This window comes from Micromonospora sp. NPDC126480 (genome assembly GCF_040302465.1).
Classification (GTDB): domain Bacteria; phylum Actinomycetota; class Actinomycetes; order Mycobacteriales; family Micromonosporaceae; genus Micromonospora.
In genome coordinates, this window is the sequence record NZ_JBEORU010000017.1 from 123,005 (window position 1) to 129,062 (window position 6,058).

The 6,058-nt window shown below is 70.3% G+C and carries 6 protein-coding genes; 4 read left to right on the forward strand and 2 right to left on the reverse strand.

Annotated features, from left to right (window positions below; all coding sequences use genetic code 11):
- Window positions 1–145: 145 nt before the first annotated feature.
- Genes ABTW87_RS17800 through ABTW87_RS17815 form a run of 4 tightly spaced genes read left to right on the forward strand, consistent with a single transcriptional unit; the run spans window position 146 to window position 3,511 of the window.
- Window positions 146–1,120 carry an ABC transporter substrate-binding protein gene (locus tag ABTW87_RS17800; RefSeq protein ID WP_350651910.1) on the forward strand — a complete coding sequence of 325 codons (975 nt, stop codon included), beginning with the start codon at window positions 146–148 and terminating at the stop codon, window positions 1,118–1,120.
- A gap of 6 nt (window positions 1,121–1,126) precedes the next feature.
- Window positions 1,127–1,894 (forward strand): ABC transporter permease, encoded by a 768-nt coding sequence (locus ABTW87_RS17805; protein ID WP_350651911.1) that lies wholly within the window; start codon window positions 1,127–1,129, stop codon window positions 1,892–1,894.
- Window positions 1,891–2,706 (forward strand): ABC transporter permease, encoded by an 816-nt coding sequence (locus tag ABTW87_RS17810; protein WP_350651912.1) that lies wholly within the window; start codon window positions 1,891–1,893, stop codon window positions 2,704–2,706. The genes ABTW87_RS17805 and ABTW87_RS17810 overlap by 4 nt, the downstream gene beginning before the upstream one ends.
- Window positions 2,699–3,511, forward strand: a complete 813-nt coding sequence (locus tag ABTW87_RS17815; RefSeq protein ID WP_350651913.1) for an ABC transporter ATP-binding protein — start codon at window positions 2,699–2,701, stop codon at window positions 3,509–3,511. The genes ABTW87_RS17810 and ABTW87_RS17815 overlap by 8 nt, the downstream gene beginning before the upstream one ends.
- 35 nt (window positions 3,512–3,546) lie before the next feature.
- Here the strand turns inward: ABTW87_RS17815 and ABTW87_RS17820 are convergent, their stop codons facing one another.
- Both ABTW87_RS17820 and ABTW87_RS17825 read right to left on the reverse strand, forming a co-directional pair.
- Entirely contained in the window at window positions 3,547–5,502 is a 1,956-nt protein-coding gene (locus tag ABTW87_RS17820) for a GTP-binding protein (protein WP_350651914.1), read from the reverse strand.
- 307 nt (window positions 5,503–5,809) lie between these two features.
- Window positions 5,810–6,058, reverse strand: a 249-nt coding sequence (locus tag ABTW87_RS17825; protein ID WP_502891601.1) for a hypothetical protein, incomplete at its 5' end; no start/stop codon positions are given.

Consider the following 6,058-nt stretch of genomic DNA (forward strand, 5'->3'; position numbering starts at 1 on the left):
ACCTGAATCAATGCCAGTGGCCATATCAGAATTCTTGACAATCGATGCCCTCTGCACGACGCTGATCGGCGCGGTCGGATGGCCCACTCACTCGCCGGCCCGCACTTCCCACGATGCACCACGCCGCGCACGGAAGGGCTCGTCCATGAAGAAGGTCACCGCCCTCGCCGCTCTCGCCGGCGTCGTCATCGCCCTGACGGGTTGTACGGATTCCGATGCCACCGCTCCGTCCGACCAGGCGAGCGGCGACCTGCGGAAGGTACGCGTGGCGGCCCTTCCCATCAGTGAGACCGCCGCGCTGTGGGGCGGCATCGAAGCGGGCATCTTCCGGAAACGAGGACTCGATGTGGAGGTCCAGCCCGCGCAGGGCGGCGCGCAGGCCATTCCGGCGCTGATCAACGGCGACATCGACTTCGCCATCGGGCAGCCGTTCGGCCCGTTCCGTGCCGACCTGCAGAACCTCGGTGTGGTGATCGTCGGCAACTACGCGTCGTCCTACGCCGACGGTGACGACATCAACGCCGTGGTGGCCTCGGCGAAGTCCGGCATCACCCGGCCGGCCCAGCTCGCGGGACGCAAGGTCTCGGTCAACAGCCTCGGAGCGGCCGGCGACGTCACGATCATGGCAGCCGTCGAGAAGGACGGCGGCGACCCCACCAGGATCCAGTTCGTCGAGGTCGCCTTCCCGGACGCCCCGGCCCAACTGGCGGCCGGCAACATCGACGCCGCCTGGGTGACCGAGCCGTTCATCACCCAGCTGCGTGAGCGCGGCGACGCCCTCGTGGTCGAGCCGTACCAGGCCACGGTCCCCGGCCTCGCCACCCTCACCACGATCACGTCGAGCAAGCTGAAGGAGTCCGACCCGGCGCTGGTCACCGACTTCTCTGCCGCCATGAAGGAGACACTCACCTGGGCCGCGGACCCCGCCAACGACGCGGACCTGCGCCAGGCCATCAAGGACAACCTCAAGCTCCCGGAAGCGGTCGCGGACTCCCTGCGGCTCCCGGCATTCGGGTGGGAACTCGACCGGGCCGGCCTGGAGCAACTGGCGACGCTCGCCCAGAAGTACCGCGTGCTCGACCGGCAACCCGACTTCGACCGGCTCATCCAGCAGCAGTAGCCGGCCGTGCGCAAGGTTCTGCTGGGCGCCGGCGGCCTGCTGGGGTTCCTCACCGTCTGGCAACTGGTCCCCCGGCTGGGACTGGTCGACCCGCAGTACCTGCCGTACGTCACCGACGTGCTCGCGTGGCTGGTGCAGGAGGTCCGCGACCTGGCGTTCTGGCGGCGAGTCCGACTAACCATGACGTCGTGGGCAGTCGGCCTGGCCGTGGCGACGCTCGCCGCGGTCGTGCTGGGAACGGGGATCGGAATGGTGCCGTTCCTGCGTCGCGCGACGCACACGACGGTGGAGTTCCTACGACCGGTGCCGTCGGTCGCGCTGATCCCCCTCGCCGTGCTGATGTTCGGCCTGCAGATGCGCGCCGCACTCGTCATCATCGTCTACGCCGCGTTCTGGCAGGTGTTCGTTCAGGTGATCTACGGTATCGCCGACGTCGACACCGTCGCCCGGGACACTGCGCGAGGTTTCGGCCTCACCCGCGCCCAACGCCTGCGGTACCTCGTGCTCCCGACCGCCCTGCCGTACCTGATGACCGGTCTGCGCCTCGCCGCGACGGTGGCGCTCATCCTCGCCGTCACCGCGGAGATGGTGATCGGCAACCCCGGCCTCGGGCGCTCGATCGAGCTCTCCCGCTCCGCCGGGGACACCGTCGGCCTGTACGGCCTCGTCGTGGTCACCGGGCTCCTCGGCGTCGCGGTGAACGTCGTGTTCCGCTTCGTCGAACGCCGCTCGCTGGCCTGGCACCAGTCGGTGCTCTCGGAGGAGGCCCGATGACCGCCCTTCGCGCGACAGACGCCCGCCCGCGCGGCCTGGTGACCCGCATCGCCGTGAACGTCTCGTTCGGGTTCGGGCTGCCCGTCCTGATCGTGGTGCTCTGGAGCGCGTGGTCCACCCGGTCGACCAACCGGTTCCTCGTCGGTCCACTCACGATTCTCGACGCGTTCCGGCGCACCTGGATCGGCCCGGCCTTCGTCGACGACGTCCTGCCGAGCCTGTACCGCCTCGGCCTCGGACTCCTGGCCTCGATCGTCCTCGGCGTCGCCGCCGGCGTCGTCATCGGCTCGCTCCGCCGGCTACGCGACACCCTCGAGCCGCTGCTCGAGTTCTTCCGCGCGATTCCACCGCCGGTGCTGATTCCGGTCGCGATGCTCCTGCTCGGCATCACCGACACGATGAAGGTCGTCGTCATCGTGTCCGGCGCCATCTGGCCGATCCTGCTCAACACGGTCGAAGGCGTCCGGGCGACCGACAGCGTGATGCTGGAAACCGCGGACTCGTTCCGCATCCCCCGGCGGGAACGGTTGTGGTCGGTCGTGCTCCCGGCGGCCAGTCCGCGCATCATGACCGGCGTACGGCAAGCGCTGTCGGTCGCGCTGATCCTCATGGTCATCTCGGAGATGTTCGCGTCGTCCTCCGGCCTCGGTTACCGGATCGCCTACTTCCAGCGGAACTACCTCGTCGCCGAGATGTGGAGCGGCATCCTCCTGCTCGGCCTCATCGGCGTCCTCCTCGCTGTGGTCTTCGGCCTGGTCGAGCGACGCGTCCTGCGCTGGTACCACGGAATGAAGGAGATTTCTCGTGCCTGACGGGAGCCCCCTGCTGAGGGTCGAGCACCTGCGGAAGGTCTACTCCTCCGCCGCGGGCGACGTCGAGGCGATCGGCGACCTCAGCTTCACGATGCAACCCGGCGAACTGGTGTGCATCGTCGGGCCCTCCGGATGCGGGAAGACCACACTGCTGAAGTGCCTGGCCGGACTGCTCCGGCCCACCAGCGGCCTCGTCGAGATGGACGGGTCGCCGGTGACCGGCCCGAGCCCGGCCATGGCCGTGGTCTTTCAGGAGTACGGCCGCAGCCTCTACCCGTGGCTGACCGTCCGGGGCAACGTGGAGCTCCCGCTGCGCCACAAGAAGCTCTCCCGCGCCGAACGCGACCGGATCGTCACCGACGCCCTCGAGGCGGTCGGGCTGCCGCAGTCGGCGCGCAGCCATCCGTGGCAGCTCTCCGGCGGCATGCAGCAACGCGTGGCGATCGCCCGTGCCATCGCGTACCGACCCGAAGTGCTGATCATGGACGAGCCGTTCGCCGCGGTGGACGCCCAGACCCGCGCGGACCTCGAGGACCTCGTACGCGAGCTGCACCTGGCTCGCGGGATCTCGACGGTCTTCGTGACGCACGACATCGATGAGTCGGTGTATCTGGGCCAGCGCGTACTCGTCCTGTCGAACTCCCCGACCCGGGTGCAGGAGGACCTCGTCATCGACCTCCCACCGGAGCGCGATCAGCTCACCACCCGGGCCCTGCCCCGGTTCACCGAACTGCGGACCCGCGTCTACCAACAGATCCAGCGGGCCAAACGGGGGCCGGCCGCAGCGCCACAACCGGCGCCGTGACCGCGTCGACGTCATGCCGCGACGTCCCGAGCGGCCTATCGGGGTACGGCACGGAACCACGCCTCCCGGTCGTCCGGATCGGGTCCGCGCCGGGGCACCGTCGGCGGGTCCTCGCCGGTGACCGGCGCGTAGTGGTCGAAGGTGGTGGTCAGGACGGCCTCGCCACCGGTGAGGTCGGGAAGCGCAGCGACGACCCGCGGGACCCGCGTCGACGGCAGGGTGCCGCTCACCTCGAGGTACCCGCCGGCGAAGGCGGTGTTCTGGACGATCGCTCCGAGCCGGGCGAGCAGCGCCAGCACCGTCTCCACCGCATGCTGGGGAAGGTTGACGTCGAACCGCTCGATCGGTTGGCACACCCGGGTACCGGCCTGGCGCAGCGCCGCGGCGACCACGACCGGGGCGAGATTGCGGAAGTCCGCCGCCACGGTCGAGATCGACTTGTCGAACTTCTGGTGCGGCCTGCTCTGCCGCGGCCAGTACCGGGAGGCCGTCATGGTGACCGTACAGTCGGTGACCGGCCAGCCGTGCCGGCCCTGCCGGAGCGCGGCCCGTACGCCCTCCTCCGTGGCGGCGACGAATGCCGGCGGGAGCCGACCTGGCTCCACACCGGGGCGGAACTCGACACCGTGCCCGACCGGGGCGGCCGCGATGCGCAGCCCCAGCCCGGCAAGGTACGGGTTGCCGCGCTCCTTCGCCCGTTCCTCGGCGGCGCCGGTGCCGGCGACCCGTTCGATGCAGGCGGTCAGCGTGCCGGAGAAGCGCACCCGGACGCCGTACCGGTCCTCCATGAGGGCCGCCAGCACCTCTTTCTGGACCTCGCCGTGCAGGCGGATCACCGCCTCCGCCTGCTGCTCGTCCAGCCGCAGGTCCACCAACGGGTCCTCGTCAGCCAGTTCGGCCAGGCCGGCGAACATCGCCAGGCGCTGGTCCGGTTCGACGGGCTCGACGACCGCCTGCCTGGTCGGCGGCGGGAACCGGTAGCCGTGCCGCCGCGGCGGGTCCCCGATGTGCTGGCCGATCCGGGCCGACACGCCGCGCACCGCGGCGATCTGCCCGGCGGACACCGAGGGGCGCACCAGGACGCCGTCGGGCTCGATGACGGCGATCTGGGTCACCGTCTGCGGGCGGGCTCCGGAGAGGCGAACCCGATCCCGTACGCGCAGCTGCCCGGACCACAGCCGCAGCCAGGCCCGCCGGCCGTGCCCGTCCCGATCGACGGCGAAGACCGTGCCCGCCAGCGGCCCGTCCCGCTCCTCGCCACGCGGCAGCAGGTCGGCAAGGAGGCGGCACAGCTGCCGCACGCCGGCGCCGGTGATCGCCGAGCCGCACGCCACCGGGCTGACCTCGGCGCGGCGTACCGCGTGCCGGACCGCACGCCGGACGTCGCGAACGCGCACCGGCTCGTCCGCCAACCACCGCGCGGCGACCGCGTCATCGACCTCCGCCACCGCCTCCACCACCGCTTCGGCGTCGAGGCCCACGGCCCGCACCCGGGCGCCGCAACCGCCCTGACCGACGACCGTGGTGAGCATGACCGGACGCGCTCCGAGCCGCTGGCGAACCTGGGCCAGCACCCGGTCGACGTCGGCACCGCGGCGGTCCACCTTGTTGAGGAAGAACACCGTCGGTACGTTGATGCGGCGCAGCGCCCGCCAGATGGCGACGGTCTGCGGCTGGACCCCCTCCACGCTCGACACCACGAGCACGGCGGCGTCCAACACGGCCAGCGACCGCTCGACCTCCGCGATGAAGTCCGGGTGGCCGGGGGTGTCCAGCAGGTTGACGCGCAGATCGCCGATCGCGATCGACGTGACGGCCGCCCGGATGGTGATGCCGCGTCGGCGTTCCAACTCCATCGAGTCGGTCCGCGTCGTGCCGGCGTCGACACTGCCCAACTGGGACACGGCGCCCGCCTCGTAGAGCAGGCGTTCGGTCAGGCTGGTCTTTCCGGCGTCAACATGGGCGACGATTCCGAGGTTCAACAACGCCAAGGCAGAACTCCACGGTAGGACGGTCCAGGGTCCGGAGCGTGGAATCTGCTCGCATCGTCACTCCTCGTCGTAGTCGTTGCGCCCGACGCCCTCCACCGGAGTGCGGCGGTGCGCCGTTCGCAGGTTGACACGGCCGCTGCGACCGCCGCCACCGAATTCGGTCCCGCAACCTCAGTTCCGCGAACGGACTCGAAACGAAGGTGTTCATCGTGACCGTGGACTCGCCGGCAGGCGGCCGCCCGGAGTCGGGCGATCTCGACGCGCAGCAGAAGATCGACACGTCGGTACCGCATCAACACCGTTGCGTTTAGCGCCGTGACCGGGAGGCAAGCCCTTTTTCGAAGATTGTGATGTCGGCGTGGAAGGTGTACGTCTGTGTGGTTGCGGGATGTTGGGCGGTGTTCGGGCTGTGTTTGCTGGTCGGGTTTTTGCGGGAGCGGGCTTTGACGCGGGGGCGGCGCCGTGCGGGTAGTAGGTCGGCCAGGACGGCGTGGCCTATCGTGCCGAGCAGGTCGGTGGGGTTGTGCGGTAGGACTGCGGTGGCGGTGGTGATCGT